Annotated in this window: 16 protein-coding genes and 2 tRNA genes; 9 read left to right on the plus strand and 9 right to left on the minus strand. The window is 50.1% G+C overall.

Translation table 11 applies throughout. The annotated features are described in order from the left end of the window. Window positions 1-68: 68 nt before the first annotated feature. From NBZ79_RS10675 to NBZ79_RS10690, 4 genes are all read right to left on the minus strand, one after another. Window positions 69-153, minus strand: a tRNA-Leu gene (locus NBZ79_RS10675). Window positions 154-391: 238 nt separating this feature from the next. After that, window positions 392-628: a hypothetical protein gene (locus NBZ79_RS10680; RefSeq protein WP_251932406.1), complete on the minus strand. Its 237-nt coding sequence runs from the start codon at window positions 626-628 to the stop codon at window positions 392-394. Between the two features lie 97 nt (window positions 629-725). Next, entirely contained in the window at window positions 726-2,204 is a 1,479-nt protein-coding gene (locus NBZ79_RS10685) for an NAD(P)H-hydrate dehydratase (RefSeq protein WP_251932407.1), read from the minus strand. 28 nt (window positions 2,205-2,232) lie between these two features. Further along, window positions 2,233-3,648: an amidase gene (locus tag NBZ79_RS10690; RefSeq protein WP_251932408.1), complete on the minus strand. Its 1,416-nt coding sequence runs from the start codon at window positions 3,646-3,648 to the stop codon at window positions 2,233-2,235. 184 nt (window positions 3,649-3,832) lie between these two features. Between NBZ79_RS10690 and NBZ79_RS10695 the strand changes: the two genes are divergently transcribed. Beyond that, window positions 3,833-4,066, plus strand: a complete 234-nt coding sequence (locus NBZ79_RS10695) for a PGPGW domain-containing protein (RefSeq protein WP_251932409.1) — start codon at window positions 3,833-3,835, stop codon at window positions 4,064-4,066. 58 nt (window positions 4,067-4,124) lie between these two features. Here the strand turns inward: NBZ79_RS10695 and NBZ79_RS10700 are convergent, their stop codons facing one another. From NBZ79_RS10700 to NBZ79_RS10710, 3 genes are all read right to left on the minus strand, one after another. Next, window positions 4,125-5,288 carry a phytanoyl-CoA dioxygenase family protein gene (locus NBZ79_RS10700; protein ID WP_251932410.1) on the minus strand — a complete coding sequence of 388 codons (1,164 nt, stop codon included), beginning with the start codon at window positions 5,286-5,288 and terminating at the stop codon, window positions 4,125-4,127. A 145-nt stretch (window positions 5,289-5,433) separates the two neighbouring features. After that, window positions 5,434-5,510 (minus strand) — tRNA-His (locus tag NBZ79_RS10705). A gap of 60 nt (window positions 5,511-5,570) precedes the next feature. Continuing rightward, window positions 5,571-6,731, minus strand: a complete 1,161-nt coding sequence (locus NBZ79_RS10710; protein ID WP_251932411.1) for an aminotransferase — start codon at window positions 6,729-6,731, stop codon at window positions 5,571-5,573. A gap of 172 nt (window positions 6,732-6,903) precedes the next feature. Here NBZ79_RS10710 and NBZ79_RS10715 point away from each other — a divergent pair, with 172 nt between their 5' ends. The 5 genes from NBZ79_RS10715 to glnA all read left to right on the plus strand — a co-directional run bounded on the left by NBZ79_RS10715 (window position 6,904) and on the right by glnA (window position 10,700). Then, window positions 6,904-8,076: a pyridoxal phosphate-dependent aminotransferase gene (locus tag NBZ79_RS10715; protein WP_251932412.1), complete on the plus strand. Its 1,173-nt coding sequence runs from the start codon at window positions 6,904-6,906 to the stop codon at window positions 8,074-8,076. Window positions 8,077-8,078: 2 nt separating this feature from the next. Then, entirely contained in the window at window positions 8,079-8,282 is a 204-nt protein-coding gene (locus NBZ79_RS10720) for a SlyX family protein (protein ID WP_251932414.1), read from the plus strand. Between the two features lie 96 nt (window positions 8,283-8,378). Further along, complete coding sequence (locus tag NBZ79_RS10725; protein ID WP_251932415.1) at window positions 8,379-8,687, plus strand: DUF3253 domain-containing protein; 309 nt, start codon at window positions 8,379-8,381, stop codon at window positions 8,685-8,687. A gap of 204 nt (window positions 8,688-8,891) precedes the next feature. Next, window positions 8,892-9,230 (plus strand): P-II family nitrogen regulator, encoded by a 339-nt coding sequence (locus tag NBZ79_RS10730; protein ID WP_251932417.1) that lies wholly within the window; start codon window positions 8,892-8,894, stop codon window positions 9,228-9,230. Between the two features lie 66 nt (window positions 9,231-9,296). Beyond that, window positions 9,297-10,700 carry a type I glutamate--ammonia ligase gene (glnA, locus tag NBZ79_RS10735; protein WP_251932419.1) on the plus strand — a complete coding sequence of 468 codons (1,404 nt, stop codon included), beginning with the start codon at window positions 9,297-9,299 and terminating at the stop codon, window positions 10,698-10,700. Between the two features lie 107 nt (window positions 10,701-10,807). Here the strand turns inward: glnA and NBZ79_RS10740 are convergent, their stop codons facing one another. Further along, window positions 10,808-11,179: an acyl-CoA thioesterase gene (locus tag NBZ79_RS10740; protein ID WP_251932421.1), complete on the minus strand. Its 372-nt coding sequence runs from the start codon at window positions 11,177-11,179 to the stop codon at window positions 10,808-10,810. 118 nt (window positions 11,180-11,297) lie between these two features. Between NBZ79_RS10740 and parE the strand changes: the two genes are divergently transcribed. Beyond that, a complete protein-coding gene (gene parE, locus NBZ79_RS10745; protein WP_251932423.1) occupies window positions 11,298-13,259 on the plus strand; it encodes a DNA topoisomerase IV subunit B in 1,962 nt (653 codons plus the stop codon). Between the two features lie 38 nt (window positions 13,260-13,297). Here the strand turns inward: parE and NBZ79_RS10750 are convergent, their stop codons facing one another. Further along, the gene (locus tag NBZ79_RS10750; RefSeq protein ID WP_251932425.1) at window positions 13,298-14,002 is read right to left on the minus strand and encodes an alpha/beta fold hydrolase; all 705 of its coding nucleotides are present in this window, start codon (window positions 14,000-14,002) and stop codon (window positions 13,298-13,300) included. A 242-nt stretch (window positions 14,003-14,244) separates the two neighbouring features. Here NBZ79_RS10750 and NBZ79_RS10755 point away from each other — a divergent pair, with 242 nt between their 5' ends. Beyond that, complete coding sequence (locus NBZ79_RS10755; RefSeq protein ID WP_251932427.1) at window positions 14,245-15,705, plus strand: DEAD/DEAH box helicase; 1,461 nt, start codon at window positions 14,245-14,247, stop codon at window positions 15,703-15,705. Window positions 15,706-15,838: 133 nt separating this feature from the next. Next, the gene (locus NBZ79_RS10760) at window positions 15,839-16,081 is read left to right on the plus strand and encodes an Lrp/AsnC ligand binding domain-containing protein (RefSeq protein ID WP_251932429.1); all 243 of its coding nucleotides are present in this window, start codon (window positions 15,839-15,841) and stop codon (window positions 16,079-16,081) included. Window positions 16,082-16,223: the final 142 nt, after the last annotated feature.

Here is a 16,223-nt window from a genome sequence, read left to right on the forward strand (position 1 = left end):
ATTCATTGATTTCATCCCGACGATACCTCTCGCCGAAATGCCATAGCTGTTAAGCCATCCTTAAAAATTGGTGCGGGTGGAGGGAATCGAACCCCCACTTCATAAGAAACTGGTACCTAAAACCAGCGCGTCTACCAATTCCGCCACACCCGCAATCCCCCTGCCAACCGTATAAAAAGGCGGTCTAGTCGACATGGAGCGGCTGTCTATAGCATATGACTTCTCAATATGCATAGGGGAATTACCAATAAAAATGAAGAAAAATGGAGAAGGGAGAAATAGTTCGGCGAAATCAGTTTTAAGGACAGCCTGATTTGGCGTAAGGCTTGGGAACACAAGTCACCACAAACCTGAATGAGTTTGAGCTCAAGACACGCGGAAAATCTGAGTTTTAGTGGGCAAGATTAAAGTCGCGTGCAAATATCGCGAGAGCAAGAACATGGGGGCCAGCATGTTCCTGGTATCCGGTCCGAAGAACTGTTTTTTCATAATGAACATGGGGAATTCCCTGGTCATCATCTTCAACCCGAAGGACTTTCGCTTGTTCTTGCAAGCTCAGCATCAAATGGCGGTAAAATACATCGCCCGACACAACTGTGTCCCGTAGACTTTCTTTTTTAAAGAACATTTTTCACCTGAGTAATAAATTTTATATTCCTAGCTGTTCCCCTTTTAACGCTAATTCGTAAAAAAACTGTTGAATAATATCTCGCATTTTAGGCAATTTACAGCAAATCATGGAGGTCAGACAATATGGCTGGAATGACTTCTTCGATATCTTCTGCAATAAGTCCTGGACCGACCGATGTCCCGGCTTCGCCATGCATCCATGCAGCGGCGGCGGCGGCATAGAATACTGACATTTTTGCGGACACCAACCCGGCAATTATCCCTGCAAGCGCATCACCTGATCCTGCTGTGGCGAGATTAGCCGGGGCATTGTGATTAATAACCACTTGTCCGTGAGGTGATGCAATGACGGTATCAGCACCTTTCAACAAAATGATTGCATTTGACCGATCGGCCGCCTGACGCGCTCTGTCCATTTTTGACCCATCGAAAGAGAATAGTCTGGCGAATTCTGCTTCATGCGGCGTCATGATACAATTGCCGTGCTTCTTGTTTCTTATCAACTCAAACAGTGAGTCCGGGTTATCTTTAAAGACTGTTAGCGCATCCGCATCCAAAATGACATCTGCCGGGCTGTTCAGCGCCGCTATTACAAGCTCAACCGTTCGATCGGAAAGCCCGCACCCAGGCCCGATCAAAATTGTGCCAATCCGTTTTCCCTCAACCCATTCCAAAAATTCTTCAGCAGTGGAACAGGCGCGTACCATAACCGCCTCCAACGCCACGGCGTATGTGGTAAGTGCCGATGGTGGACTGATTACGGTCACCGCCCCTGCTCCCGCGCGCAAACTGCAACGTGAGGCAATTCGAGCGGCCCCTGTCGACGCAATGCCACCTCCAACAACGACCAGATGCCCTCGGCTGTACTTGTGATCTGATGGTTGCAAGATGTGTAAATTGCTTTTCCAGATTTCCGGCGTATTCGTAAAGATATCAGGAGAAATAGTTTCCAGATATTCATCCTTGATACCAATATCGATGACTTCAAGTTGCCCGCACGACGCCCGTGCGGGATAGAGATAGTGCCCCGGTTTCGCACGATAGAAAGTCACCGTCATGGCCGCGTTCAATGATCCCGGATCGATCGCACCGGTATTACCATTAACCCCGCTTGGAACATCAACAGCAACCACTGGAATTTTCGCTGCCTTAACTGTGGCAAACAGGGAAACGATGTCCGGCGCCAGAGTACCGGAAAATCCCGCGCCAAAGACGGCATCCACGACGAGATCGATCTTTAGCGGGTCCGCTGCAATTGATTGAGTTGGCCCTTCCCAGCGCGATCTCATAATTGCTGCATCTCCTGACAGTTTCTCAGGATCGCATGTGGACAAAAGAATGACTCTCCAGCCTTCTTCCTGAAGGTGCCGGGCGATGACATAGCCATCGCCACCGTTATTGCCCGGGCCGCAGATCACCAGGCAGGAGCCGGTCTCCCAATAATCTTGAATTGTCTCGGCAACACCGCGGCCAGCAGCCTCCATCAAGATAATACCCGGAACCCCGCCCTCAATCGCCAGGCGATCCGCCTGATACATCTGCGTTGTTGTTAGAAGTTCGATGCCCGCCGTCATTGTTCCTGCTTGTCTGTTACCTCTATACCTAAACCAGCTTCGATAAATCCGGCCGGGCCGTCGCAACCGGCGATACGCTTTCATAGGCATTGGCCGCCATCAGAACACCTTCATCATCATGCATTGCCCCTACAATCTGAAGTCCAATAGGCAGACCGTCTTCCGTCAATCCGCAGGGAATTGAACAGGCCGGCTGTTGCGTGAGATTGAAGGGGTATGAGAAGGGAGTCCAATCCACCCAGGCCCCAACCTCTTCCATCTCCTTGGGAGCTAGCTTGCCAACCTCAAAGGCCGGGACCGACAATGTTGGAGTTACAAGGAAATCATATTGCTCATGAAATTTGTTCATGCGTATTCCAAGCTCGCCGCGGGCCTGCGTTGCTTCCATATAGTCTGTGAGTGTAATTTTCGCACCTTCGATAAAGACATCACGAAGACCAGGATCAAGCTCATTGATTTGTTTGTCCGTAAAATTACGTAAGGCGAAATGTGCGCCGGACCACCATAAGGTATTAAATATGGGCAACGGATTCTCGAAACCCGGGTCAACTTCATCAATGATGGCACCCAATGCCTCCAATTGCTGAACCGCCTTTTGAACCGCCGCCGCGACTTCCGGATGGACGCTGGCATAGCCAAGGTTGGGACTATAGGCGATCCTCTTTCCCTTGATGGATTGGGTTAAAGCCTCAAGATAATCCACGCTGGACGGCGGGAGTGCAGCCCAATCACGTGAATCACTTCCGGACAGAACCTGCAGCATCAATGCTGCGTCGCCAACGCTTCGTGTCATGGGGCCAATATGCGCAACCGTCCCAAAGGGCGATAACGGCCAAGCTGGCACCCGGCCAAAGCTTGGTTTATGGCCAAATATACCGGTAAAGCCAGAGGGAATTCGAATAGACCCACCGCCATCAGTACCAAGATGCAACGCCCCCATTCCCGCCGCACAGGCCGATGACGCGCCGCCACTGGATCCGCCAGAAGTCATGCCGGGGTTCCAGGGATTACGGGTAATGCCGGTACGCGGGCTATCTGTCACCCCTTTCCAGCCAAATTCCGGTGTCGTTGTTTTACCAAGTAGAACCGCGCCATTTTCTTTCAAGCGCGCAACCACTGGTGCATCATCTTCCCAGGGTCCCGCCGCATCGACAGATTTCGAACCCCGCAATGTTGGCCAGCCTTTCGTGAGAAGGATATCCTTCACTGTTGTTGGCACACCATCGACAAGCCCCATGGGCGTACCGGCCTGCCACCGTGCTTCGGAGGCACGCGCCTGTTCAAGGGCAGATTTTTCATCTACCAGGACGAAAGCATTCAAGACACCATCATATTTTTCTATTTGATCGAGAGCCGCCTGTGTGACTTCAACCGGAGAGATCGCTTTTTCCCGATACCATTTCAGCAAATCAAGTGCTGATGCATAAACCAGATCTTCGCTCATTACCGCCTTACCTCTCCATTTATTTTTTTCCAGACTAGGATTTCCTCATCGAAGGAGCAACAATCAATATTCAGCCATCGCAAATATGTCGGCAGCACAACCAGACAGCTCTGACTTTTAATTGACGCGAGCTGTATCACCGGCCATATGAAGCAGGCAGTTTGCTCAATTCAAGGACGACTACATGCCAAAAAAAATATTCCGCGTGCCGAAAAGCAAGATAGGGCGTCAGCTTCTTGGCTGGTCCCTGGTTGTTGGTGGGATATTCGGTTTTTTGCCTGTTCTCGGCTTCTGGATGATACCACTCGGTGTCATAATCCTGTCCGCAGACAGCCCTTATATGAGACGACTCCGCCGACGAGTGGAAGTCTGGATAGGCCGGAAGCGAAGAAAAAAAGCCACTGGTTCAGTTAAGTAATAGGGCTAGGTTAAAACCGATTAAGGACATGTATTGTCAAAAGCGCCTCCGCGCGCTCCTATATGTAAATGTCTCGCAAATTATAATTTAGGAGACAATTGCGCCTCGTATCTTCGGACCAGCTATTTTCTAACTCCGCACCTTTCAGTGGCTGATATGAATACCGATGCTCTTGCGGAAATTTCTGCTGGCGCGCATCACTTGCAATGGCGATTGTCCGGCTTCTTTCATTAATCCGATCAGCATCATATGCCTCTTCCGTTCCATCAAGCTGGCTGGTTTTTACGCCCAGGACCCTGCGCCTTGGGAAAAATCCGGCATTCAATGTTATGCGACGATCCGCAGAAGAGTTGGCAAAAGATCCATGAACCATTTGCCGATTGACCATAAAAACATCTCCTGCTTTACAAACCAGTGGGACGGCACCGTCAATTCTTTCTGAGCCGCTTTCTTCCACAAGCTTGCTGATATTGACTTTTCCTGATTTCTGGCTCCCCGGAAGCACCCAAACGCCATTGCCCGGCGTACTCGGGTAAAGTTGAGCCATAAAATTAAAGCCATGTGCAAATTGATCCCAATCAGGCGCGTCCCAATGTGTCGTCCCATCCTGATGCCAGGCCACTGACGGTCCTAGTCCCGGTTCCTTGATAAATGTGACTTCATTATAGGGCACAAAATCAGGTCCATTTACAGCTTCAGCTGCGGCCAGAAGTTTGGGGTGGCCATATAAGCGAAGACACGAATCCATAAGATGCAAATTGCCCAGTAGTAATTCGATGGTCCAGTCTGGCGCTGATTTATTCGGTGCCGGATTGCGCATCTTTACTGGATGACGCCCCTTATTCTTATCCGTGCCGCCCAACGGATCACTCAGTGGTTTGGCAAAGCGAAAGGGGTATCGACTATACTCAGGACCAAGTGCTGCCCGACCTTGACTGTCTTTTGTAGCTTCCGGTGTTACGGGTGCACGGGACAGAACCTGCTCCACATCCGACCGAAGCTCCTCAAGTTCTTTATCATCGATAACGCTCTCGAATACATAAAACCCATATGTCTCATAGGCTTGCAGGATATCCGCTGCGAGTTTTCCATTTTCATCAAGCCTGATGGGCCCGCGGTTTTCCAGGCCATGGGCCAGCTTCTCGCCCTTGGCAATATAGTCGGCCATTTCGCGAGCATGCTCGTCGGCGGAGAGAGTTTCTGAAGTTTGCTGCACAGTCATTGTTATTATTCCTTTTGATGATCTGACGGCGATTATTTATCTTTATTTCTTACAAGCATTTTTTACCGTTGGGGGGTAATTGTCAAATTGCAGACACGGACAAAGAAAAAGCCCCGGAATCCCAGATCCCGAGGCTTTTATAATTTGGGGCGAACGAGGGGTCTTGAACCCCCGACCTCCTGAGTCACAGTCAGGCGCTCTAACCAACTGAGCTACGTTCGCCATAAGAGGCGACCTGTTTAGCGATCCTCTCCAAACCGGTCAAGGAAACTTTATCCTATTTTACGAAAAAAATCGTCCCAGCTTTTCAATGGCCGCTTCAAGGACTTCCGGCTTCTTGCAAAAACAGAAGCGAGCGAAATTTGTCATTGCTCCCTCAGACTGGTAGAAGGCACTGACTGGAACCGCCGCAACCCCCGCTTCCGTTGTAATAAGGCGGCAGAATTCTTCATCTGTGCCGTCGAAACCAATTGAGTTGATATCCGCGTTGAGGAAATAGGTCCCGTCGCATTGTGCTGTGGAAAATCCGATACCTTGCAGGCCGTCCCTGAACAGATCACGTTTTGATTGCATGGAATATTTAAGGTCTTCAAAAAACCTGTCATCCTGCTTCAAACCATAAGCGACGCCTTTTTGCAGGTTCGGCGGTGTCGTGAATACCAGGAATTGATGCGCTTTAGCGATCCGCGCGATCATGGGTGCAGCTGCTGTCACATAACCGACTTTCCAACCCGTCAGGGAAAAAGTTTTACCAGCAGAGGCAATACGGGCCGTCCGCTCTCCCATTTCCGGGAAGGTCAACAACGAGACATGTTTTTTGTCACCAAAGACAATATGCTCATAGACTTCATCGCAGATGGCATAAGCATCGTACTTCAGAACCAGAGCTGCGATTTTCTCCAGCTCTTCCACTGTAAAAACCTTGCCTGTCGGGTTCATGGGGCTATTCAACAACACGAGTTTGGTTTTCTCGCTAAACGCTGCGTTAAGCCGATCTTCATCAAGTTCCCAGTGCGGCGGATCCAGCCGAACATATTTCGGGATACCGCCGGCCAGCTTCACCAAGGGGAGATAGCAATCATATAGCGGCTCGAACAGGACAACTTCATCACCCGGATTAATCAGTCCAAACAGGCTTGCGGCGATGGCTTCAGTAGCGCCGGACGTAACCAAAGTATCTGTTTGCCAGTTACCGCTGATGCCGTAGAAACGAAAGTCATGCTCGGCAACGGCAACGCGCAGTTCTGGCAGGCCCATCATGGGTGGATACTGGTTGGGTCCATCCTTTACCGCCTCGGCTGCTTTGGCAAGAATATCCGCTGGGCCGTCTTCATCGGGAAAACCCTGTCCAAGATTGATCGCTTCATGGTCAATCGCCAGTTTGGACATGACTTCAAAAATTGTCGTCCCGAATTCCCCCAACACGTCACTTGAATTTTTCACGGCGCCTGCTTTCCTCAGCTAAACATACTATCCCGGCGGTAAGTTATGCATCGACGCCTCCAGAATACAAGTGAAACCATTTGAATTCTGTTCCGTTTCGTTCTTTTGCTTGCCCAATGGACTGAACAAAGGCATATCTGAAAAAGAAGATCTCCTGATCAAAGGAATACGGATGACAGTCTCGACAAAAATGTTCCGCCTTGGGACAGAAACCGCATTTGATGTGTTGGCTCGGGCTAACTCCCTGGCGGCTGAAGGAATGGATGTAATCAATCTCGGGATTGGCCAACCGGATTTCCCGACACCGGATAATATCGTCGAGGCCGGTGTCAAGGCATTACGCGACGGCCATCATGGCTACACCGCAGCCAATGGTATCCCAGAGCTTCGCGCGATCGTCGCTGCAGATATAGCAAAATACCGTCATGTCTCGGTTAATCCTGACAACATCGTCGTTGTCCCCGGCGGTAAAGTAACGATGGCCTTCGCAATTGAAATGTTTGGCGAGGCCGGTGCGGAAATCATGTATCCCAACCCCGGCTTTCCAATATATGAAAGCATGATCCGCTACTCCGGCGCGACACCTGTTCCAATCCGCCTGATTGAGGAAAACGGTTTTTCCTTCGATGCACAGACGGTGCTGGGGCAGATCACCGACAGAACCAGGCTGATCATCCTTAACACACCGGCTAACCCGACGGGCGGCGTGGTGCCTGTTGACCAGCTGCAGAAGCTGGCCGAGGGGCTGGAGGCTTTCCCCCATGTGCATGTTCTGTCCGACGAGATCTACAGCCGCATGACCTATGACGGTGAAGGCCATACCAGCATGCTCGCCTTCGATAACATAAGGGATCGCCTGATCGTTTTGGATGGCTGGTCAAAAACCTACGCTATGACCGGTTGGCGCATGGGTTGGGGTCTCTGGCCCGATGAGCTGACTCCCCACGCACAACGGCTCTGTGTCAATTACCATTCCTGTGTCAATGCCGCAGCACAATATGCGGGTATCGAGGCCCTAATTGGGGATCAAAGCCCGGTTGACATAATGATGTCTGCTTTCGACGAACGTCGTCATATCATCCACCGCCGTCTCAATGCCCTTCCCGGGGTTTCCTGTATCATGCCCAATGGCGCTTTCTACGCTTTTCCGAACATCAGCGGCACCGGTTTCACGTCGAAGGAGCTGCAGGACCAGCTGCTCTCAAGTAAAGGCGTGGCAGCCATAGCCGGGACCAGTTTCGGAGCGGAGGGTGAAGGATATATCCGATTTTCCTATGCCAGCTCCGTAAAAAATATCGAGCAGGCCATGGATCGCTTTGAACAATTCCTTCAACAAGGCAAGTAACCATGACCGACCAACGCCTCAACGATCTTGAACTTAAGTTCATGGAACAGGAGCAGTCTCTGAACGATCTCAGTGATATCGTCAACAAACAATGGGAAGAGATTGAAAAACTGCAGCGACAGCTCTCGCGCGCGGGAGATCGTATTGAGACCCTGGAGGAAGCTCTACCTGATGGAGCGCCTGTCGAAAAACCACCCCACTACTGACGCAGAGCATCAGGATGCTTGCCTTTTTGTGCAAGGCTACCTACAACCAGCTTTTAAAGAAGGACCCGATGTCTTTCTGTTCGCAATGGTGAAAAAATGACAGACGAGAATGAACAAGCCACCGACGCGCCCGAAGCCGTCATTGTCGAAGATGATCCCGTGGCAACCTATATCCTGAATGCGGTAAGCGAAGGAAAAGATGTCTCGCCCCAGGATATCGCTAAGCAAATAGCTGCCGACCGGGCGAAGGATACAGCGCCTGCAGATATTTGGCGGAAATATATGACCGCAGTACGCCAACAGTCCATATCCCTCGCCCGCAAGGAACGACTGTTGATTATCCGTAAAGGCAAAGTTGCCGATCCCAATGATTTTAAAGGACTGTATAAGCTTCGCAAAATATAGGTGATTAAACAATAGGCAACTGCCTAAATTTTAAGCGCACATTTTTTAACCACATTTGTTTCCTTTATAGTCAGATGAGCTGAAACAGCCATATTTCCGGGAGTTCCCGAGACTGTTTTGCATGCCCCCAATTCTGGCACAGCTCATGCTATAGAGAAGTCAAAGATATCTTAGACCCTGTTTTTAGAAGATGAGATCTGCCTTATGAAAAAAATCGAAGCCATCATCAAACCCTTTAAGCTCGATGAAGTGAAGGAAGCTCTTCATGAAGTTGGACTGCAAGGCATCACCGTGACAGAAGCCAAAGGGTTTGGCCGCCAGAAAGGACATACGGAACTTTATCGTGGCGCCGAATATGTGGTCGATTTTCTGCCGAAGGTAAAAATAGAAATCGTCCTCGAGGATACACTGGTTGAACGCGCCCTGGAAGCTATTCAACAAGCCGCCCGGACGGGGCGTATTGGAGATGGAAAGATTTTCGTCTCCACCGTCGAAGAGGTTATTCGAATTCGCACCGGCGAAAAAGGTGCAGAAGCTATCTAAACGCCGCATCCTTATACGGACAGGCAAATAAATTAAGTTTTAACGGTTAAACAGAGAGACATTGTCATGGTTGCTAAAGTATTGGAAATGATCAAGGAAAACGAAGTCGAATATGTAGACCTTCGTTTTACCGACCCTAAAGGAAAATGGCAGCATCTTGCCATGCATGTTGATGTTGTCGACGAAGACATGTTTGAAGACGGTGTTATGTTTGATGGATCGTCCATCACCGGCTGGAAAGCCATTAACGAATCTGACATGACATTGATGCCTGACGCCTCCTCTGCTGTCATGGATGCCTTCGCGGCACGTTCAACACTCATTGTTTTTTGCGACATTCTGGACCCTTTGAGCGGCGAAAGTTACGAACGCGACCCGCGCTCTGTCGCCAAGAAAGCAGAAGCTTTCCTCGCCAGCACCGGCGTTGGGGACACCATCAACATGGGCCCGGAAATGGAATTCTTCATGTTTGATGATGTCCAGTTTGCAAATGACAGTCACCATACTTTCTACAAATTGGGCGACAGCGAAGCACCACATATGACCGGCGAAGACATGGAAGGTGGCAATCATGGTCACCGTCCGCGCGTAAAAGGCGGGTATTTCCCAGTACAGCCTGTTGATAGTGGCGCTGACATTCGCGGTGAAATGGTTTCTGTCTGTAAGGAAATGGGCATCGGCGTTGAAAAACACCATCACGAAGTTGCCCCAAGCCAGCATGAACTGGGTATGAAATTCAACACCTTGGTATCTGCTGCCGATGAAATCCAAATTCAGAAATATGTCGTGCATAATGTAGCCCATGCATATGGCAAGACGGCAACCTTTATGCCAAAACCTGTCTCAGGTGATAACGGCTCCGGCATGCATACCCATCAGTCAATCTGGAAAGACGGCAAACCCGTCTTCGCCGGTTCCGGATATGCGGACCTGTCCGAAACTGCCCTGTTTTATATCGGCGGGATCATCAAGCATGCGAAAGCGATCAACGCCTTCACAAATGCTGGAACAAACTCCTACAAGCGTTTGATCCCGGGATTTGAAGCGCCTGTGCTTCTGGCATATTCCGCCCGCAACCGGTCCGCCTCTTGCCGGATCCCCTACTCCCCAAGCCCGAACGGCAAGCGCGTTGAAATCCGCTTCCCCGATTGCACGGCAAATCCTTATCTGGCTTTCGCGGCCATGATGATGGCAGGCATGGATGGCATCCAGAATAAAATCCACCCGGGCGATGCCATGGACAAGGATTTGTATGATCTGCCGCCGGAGGAACTCAAAGACATTCCAACAGTTTGCGGATCGCTTCGCGAAGCATTGGAATCCCTTGATGCCGACCGGGAATTCCTGAAAAAGGGCGGCGTCTTCACAGAAGACATGATCGACGCGTATCTAGCCATGAAATGGGAAGAAGTTTTCGCCTTCGAACATGCACCGCACCCGGTTGAGTTCGACATGTATTTCAGTGTCTAGTCACAAATACCTATAACAAAGAAGAGGCCGCATTCAGTATGCGGCCTTTTTTTGTCCGAAAGACGTTTTCTTTGAAATCGCCTTCAAGAAACACAACCCGTATTTTATTATTCAATCACGCGGGGACGACCCTCATCGTCAATGGCGACAAAAACATAGGTCCCTTCCGTAACTTTTATTTCCTCTGAATCCAGCTTACGGGCGACAATGGTTGTTAGTTTGACGGCCACGGATGTGCGGCCGACACGCTCTATTTCCCCATAAATACTGACGATATCCCCAACTTTAATCGGTTGATGAAATGTCATTGCCTCGACTGCGACCGTGACCGCCCGTCCTTTAACCTGCCGTGCTGCCATGATGCCGCCGGCGATATCCATTTGCGACAGCACCCAGCCGCCGAAAATATCACCGTTACTGTTGCAATCGCTCGGTTGCGGTGCGGTACGTATAACTGGGTCACGGAATTCAGGTGTCATGATCTTTAAGCTTCCTAATTTCGACAAATTCAGAGTATAACTTATACACTTTCATCCTGATGAGAGAATAGAATTTTACATAACCATTTGTTATCCATTTAGTCAGTGAATTGCCTGTATGTCCGATCTTTTTCAGCAACCGAAATCCGAAAGCACCGATTACTCCGCGAAAGACATTGAAGTCCTTGAAGGGCTTGAGCCGGTTCGCATGCGCCCGGGGATGTATATTGGAGGCACCGATGAGCGGGCGCGCCATCATTTGGCTGCGGAAGTACTGGATAACTCCATGGACGAAGCTGTCGCGGGGTTTGCTTCACGGATTGATGTGGAGCTGATGGCGGACGGATCGCTGGCCATTCGCGATAATGGCCGCGGTATTCCCATCGACCGGCATCCCAAATACAAGGATAAATCAGCGTTGGAAGTTATCCTGACAACTCTCCATTCAGGTGGCAAGTTCTCCAACAAGGTTTATCATACCGCTGGCGGCCTGCATGGTGTGGGTGTGTCTGTGGTTAATGCACTGTCCGATCGTATGACCGTGGAAGTGGCCCGTGACAAGGAGCTCTGGCGCCAAGAATATTCGCGCGGGATCCCGCAAACCAAGCTGGAAAAAATCGGCGCCGCGCCTAATCGCCGCGGCACAAGCATCCATTTTCATCCCGATCCTGAAATCTTTGAGGCGGGAACGGCCTTGCGCCCCGGCAAACTTTATAAACTGGTGCGTTCCAAGGCCTATCTGTTCCGCGGTGTGGAAATTCGCTGGAAAGCAGCACCCGAGCTGATCAAGGATGAAACCCCGGAAGAAGCGGTTTTGCATTTCCCAGGCGGCCTTCGGGATTTTCTCGACGCCTCTTTGGATAAACGGCAAACCGTAACCACCGAACCCTTTGCCGGTCGTGTTGAAATCGAAGGCGACCGGGGCCGCGTGGAATGGGCTATCGCCTGGCCTGCCGATAATCAGTCTTTCCTCAACTCTTATTGTAATACGGTGCCAACCCCCGAAGGTGGAACCCATGAACTGGGATTTCGCGGCGCCATGATGCGGGGCCTTAAGGCCTATGGAGACCTGATCAATAACAAGAAGGCTGCGCAAATTACCGCCGAAGATATTCTCGCCGGTGCCTGTAGTGTGCTCTCTGTCTTTATTCCTGATCCGCAATTTCAGGGCCAGACCAAGGAAAAGCTTACAACAACTGAAGCAACCCGGATTGTTGATTTGGCCATCAAGGATCATTTTGACAACTGGCTCGCCGCCGCGCCGGATCAAGCCAATAATCTGTTAGGCTGGGTGATAGAGAAGTCGGAGGAGCGCCTGCGCCGGCGTCAGGAAAAGGAAACCAGCCGCAAGACCGCGACCAGTCGCTTACGCCTGCCCGGAAAGCTTGCCGACTGTAGTCAAAGCGGCAAGGAAGGTACGGAGATATTCATCGTCGAGGGTGATTCCGCGGGCGGCTCAGCAAAGCAGGGGCGCAACCGGAAAACACAGGCAATCCTGCCATTGCGCGGCAAGATCCTGAACGTCGCCTCAGCCGGGGCTGACAAAATCAAGGCCAATCAGGAGCTGAAAGATCTTATTCAGGCGCTGGGATGTGGACTACGTGATAAATATCGCGATGAAGATTTGCGCTATGAGAAAGTCATCATCATGACTGACGCCGATGTGGACGGGGCACATATCGCTTCCTTGCTCATGACATTCTTTTACCGGGAAATGCGGCAATTGATCACCGATGGACATCTTTATCTGGCGCAACCGCCCTTGTTCCGTATCTCGCAAGGCGGCAAGACACTCTATGCCATGGATGATGCAGATAAAGACAAGCTGATGGAAACAGAATTTACCGGCCGCGGAAAAATAGATATCAGCCGCTTCAAGGGGTTGGGAGAAATGCCTCCCGCACAACTTAAAGAAACAACCATGAACCCGGACAAGCGCGTCTTGTTGAAAGTCGATGTTCCCCTTGAAGAGTTTGGCGAAACCGCCGACCGGGTTGAAAGCCTAATGGGGAAAAAGCCAGAACTGCGGTTTTCCTTTATTCAGGAGAATGCCCGTTTCGTTGAAGACATCGACGTTTAAACCTGTAACCGCCGAAAATACGCAACAACCTATTTGCCTTATCGAGCCAGCCAGATCCGCATGATTTCCGTCGTCTTCTCCGGCCTCTCCATGGTCGGCAGATGTCCGCAATCGGGAATTTCAGTATATACAGCGGTTGGGATCTCAATGGCCATCTCCCGCTGGATTTGCGGCGGGATCAGTGCATCCTGGGCACCCGCCAGAACCAAGGTTGGGCACTGGATATCCTTCAGTATACCGGTCAGCTCCTCGCGTTCCAGCAACGCCTTTTCCTGTCGAATAAAGGCTTCTTTTCCAATATCTTCGGCCATTTTATAAATGCGTTCAGTTAAAATATCGTCGGTCAGCCGCGACGGATGTATCAGCATGGGCAGCAGGGTTTCCGTGACCCCCTTGAAGGTCTTCCCCCGTTCCACCAGTTTAATAAAGTCCTGTCGGCGCTGCCGCTCAATGGGGGTGTCATTAATGGGCCGACTATCCATTATCGCCAGATGGGTCACCCGTTCCGGTGCCTGTCGCACGATTTCGAGGGCGATATAACCGCCCATGGACAATCCGGCGAGAGCAAAAGTCGGAGGCGCCGACGCCAGAAACCGGGCGGCAATGGCAGGCATCCGATCATCTTTGGTGTGATCAGCAACCATAATAGAGTACTGATTTTCAAATGCCGAAATCTGTTCACGCCATAAATCAGCAGTGCATAACAGGCCGGGAACGAGGACTAACGAAGGTTTTTCTGTCATTTTCGTCTAATTTGTTGTAATATAATGGATGATTCTGCCAATTTTGTTGTTATCACCTGTACAACGGCTGGTGTCGCCTGAGAACAAAATTCTTTAAAATGTGCCATTTAGGCGGAATTTAACCGTTTTACACCGGTATTATTAGAAAATACGCAGGAAACGTTTGACAGAGCGCCCCTTTTCACTAAATTGCGCAATGTTTTACAGACTTTACACCATTTTTATACGGCAGTTCTTAATATATGAATTTTGCAGATCTCGGCTTAAGCCCTGAAGTTTTGAAAGCAGTCGGGGATTCCGGATACGACACCCCTACTCCCATCCAAGAAAAAGCCATCCCTTATGTTCTTATGGGGCGGGATGTGCTTGGTACGGCGCAAACTGGTACTGGTAAGACAGCAAGTTTTACGCTGCCGATGATTGATATCCTGGCCTCCGGTCAAGCAAAATCCAGAATGCCACGTTCCCTGATCCTAGAACCAACACGTGAGTTGGCCGCCCAGGTAGCGGATAATTTCGAAAATTACGGAAAATACAGCAACCTGTCCATGGCCCTGTTGATTGGCGGTGTCTCCTTTGCTGACCAGGAAGCCAAACTTGACAAGGGCGTCGATGTCTTAATCGCGACACCTGGGCGCCTGCTGGATCATTTTGAGCGCGGCAAGGTTCTGCTAAACGGTGTCAAGACGCTGGTGATCGATGAAGCTGACCGAATGATGGATATGGGCTTTATTCCGGATGTAGAGCGTATCGTCTCGTTGATGCCTCCTTTACGCCAAACCTTGTTCTTCTCGGCCACCATGTCCAAGGACATGCGCAAACTGGCTGACAAATTCCTGATGAACCCTAAAGAAGTCGAAGTTTCCGCCCCCACAGATACAGCCAAAACCGTGACACAGGGTCTGGTAACTGTTCAACGATCCGAAAAACGCCCTGCCATTCGTAAATTGCTTAAAAACGAAGATGTGAAAAACGCCTTTATTTTCTGTAACCGGAAAAAAGACGTGGACATCCTGTTCGGCTCTTTGGAAAAGCACGGCTTCAGTGCCGGCGCAATGCATGGCGATATGAGCCAGAGCCACCGCATGGAAACACTGGCCAAGTTTAAATCCGGCGAAATATCGCTGTTGGTCTGTTCCGACGTTGCTGCACGCGGTATTGATGTCAGCTCTGTCAGCCATGTCTTCAATTTCGACGTCCCATCCCATGCAGAAGATTATATCCATCGCATCGGCCGGACAGGCAGAGCAGGTCAGGAAGGCCATGCCTATACCATCGCAACCAAAAGCGATGGCAAATATCTTGAGGCCATCAATAAACTGGTGGGTAAGGAAATTCCTCCGCTCGCACTTGATGGTATGGACGATATCGCCGCGGAAGCGTCAGAAATTTCCACCCGTGAAAAGCGCCAGTCAAAAACTCCGGCACGCAGCCGTTCCCGGACGCCCGGAAAATCTTCAAAAGGTGCGACCGCCACTGAAACCGCCAATTCAGTTTCAGAGAATAAAACTGCCGAAAAAACAGAAGCGACCCCGACCGGGTCAGCACAAAAGGAAGTCGCTGCCGCCAAACCCCGGAAATCGCAGAATAAATCAAGACGTTCCCGCTATTCAAACGACGATGATGGCGTTCCGGTCCTGGGTCTTGGTGACAATGTTCCCGCTTTCTTCAATATCCCTTTCCGGAAATCCGCTTCAGAATAAAATTCCCATAAAAGCGGGTTTAGACAAATCCGCTTTTTTTTATTTTCCCGTGCTCTGTCATTCCCAAAATTCATTGTTTTGTGTTATAAAAATCTCGTGATTTTTATTTCCAGGCTTCAAAGAGGACCCGCCAATGAAAACAATCTTTATCATGGTAAAGTGTGAGCTTGGAAAAGCCTATGACGTCGCGGCGGAAGCCGTTGAAAATGTAGAGCAGGTATCCGAAGTCTATTCGATTTCCGGCCAATATGACCTGATGATGAAATGCTACCTCTCTGATGAGCAGGATATTGGCCATTTCGTCAATGAGCAAATCCAGACCCTGGGAAATATTAAAGATACTTTTACGATGATTACCTTCAAGGCATTCAACTAGGCCAAGCCGCGGAAGCATCATATCAATACAAGAATTCGTGATAATAACAAAAGTGAATAGCAATTTTAAACAAATTCTTTGCGCTCTCTCAAAAAATACCTAATCTATCAGCTGCTTAATTGGTCGAAACAGGTAAAGGGCT

This window comes from Sneathiella marina (assembly GCF_023746535.1).
Lineage (GTDB): Bacteria > Pseudomonadota > Alphaproteobacteria > Sneathiellales > Sneathiellaceae > Sneathiella > Sneathiella marina.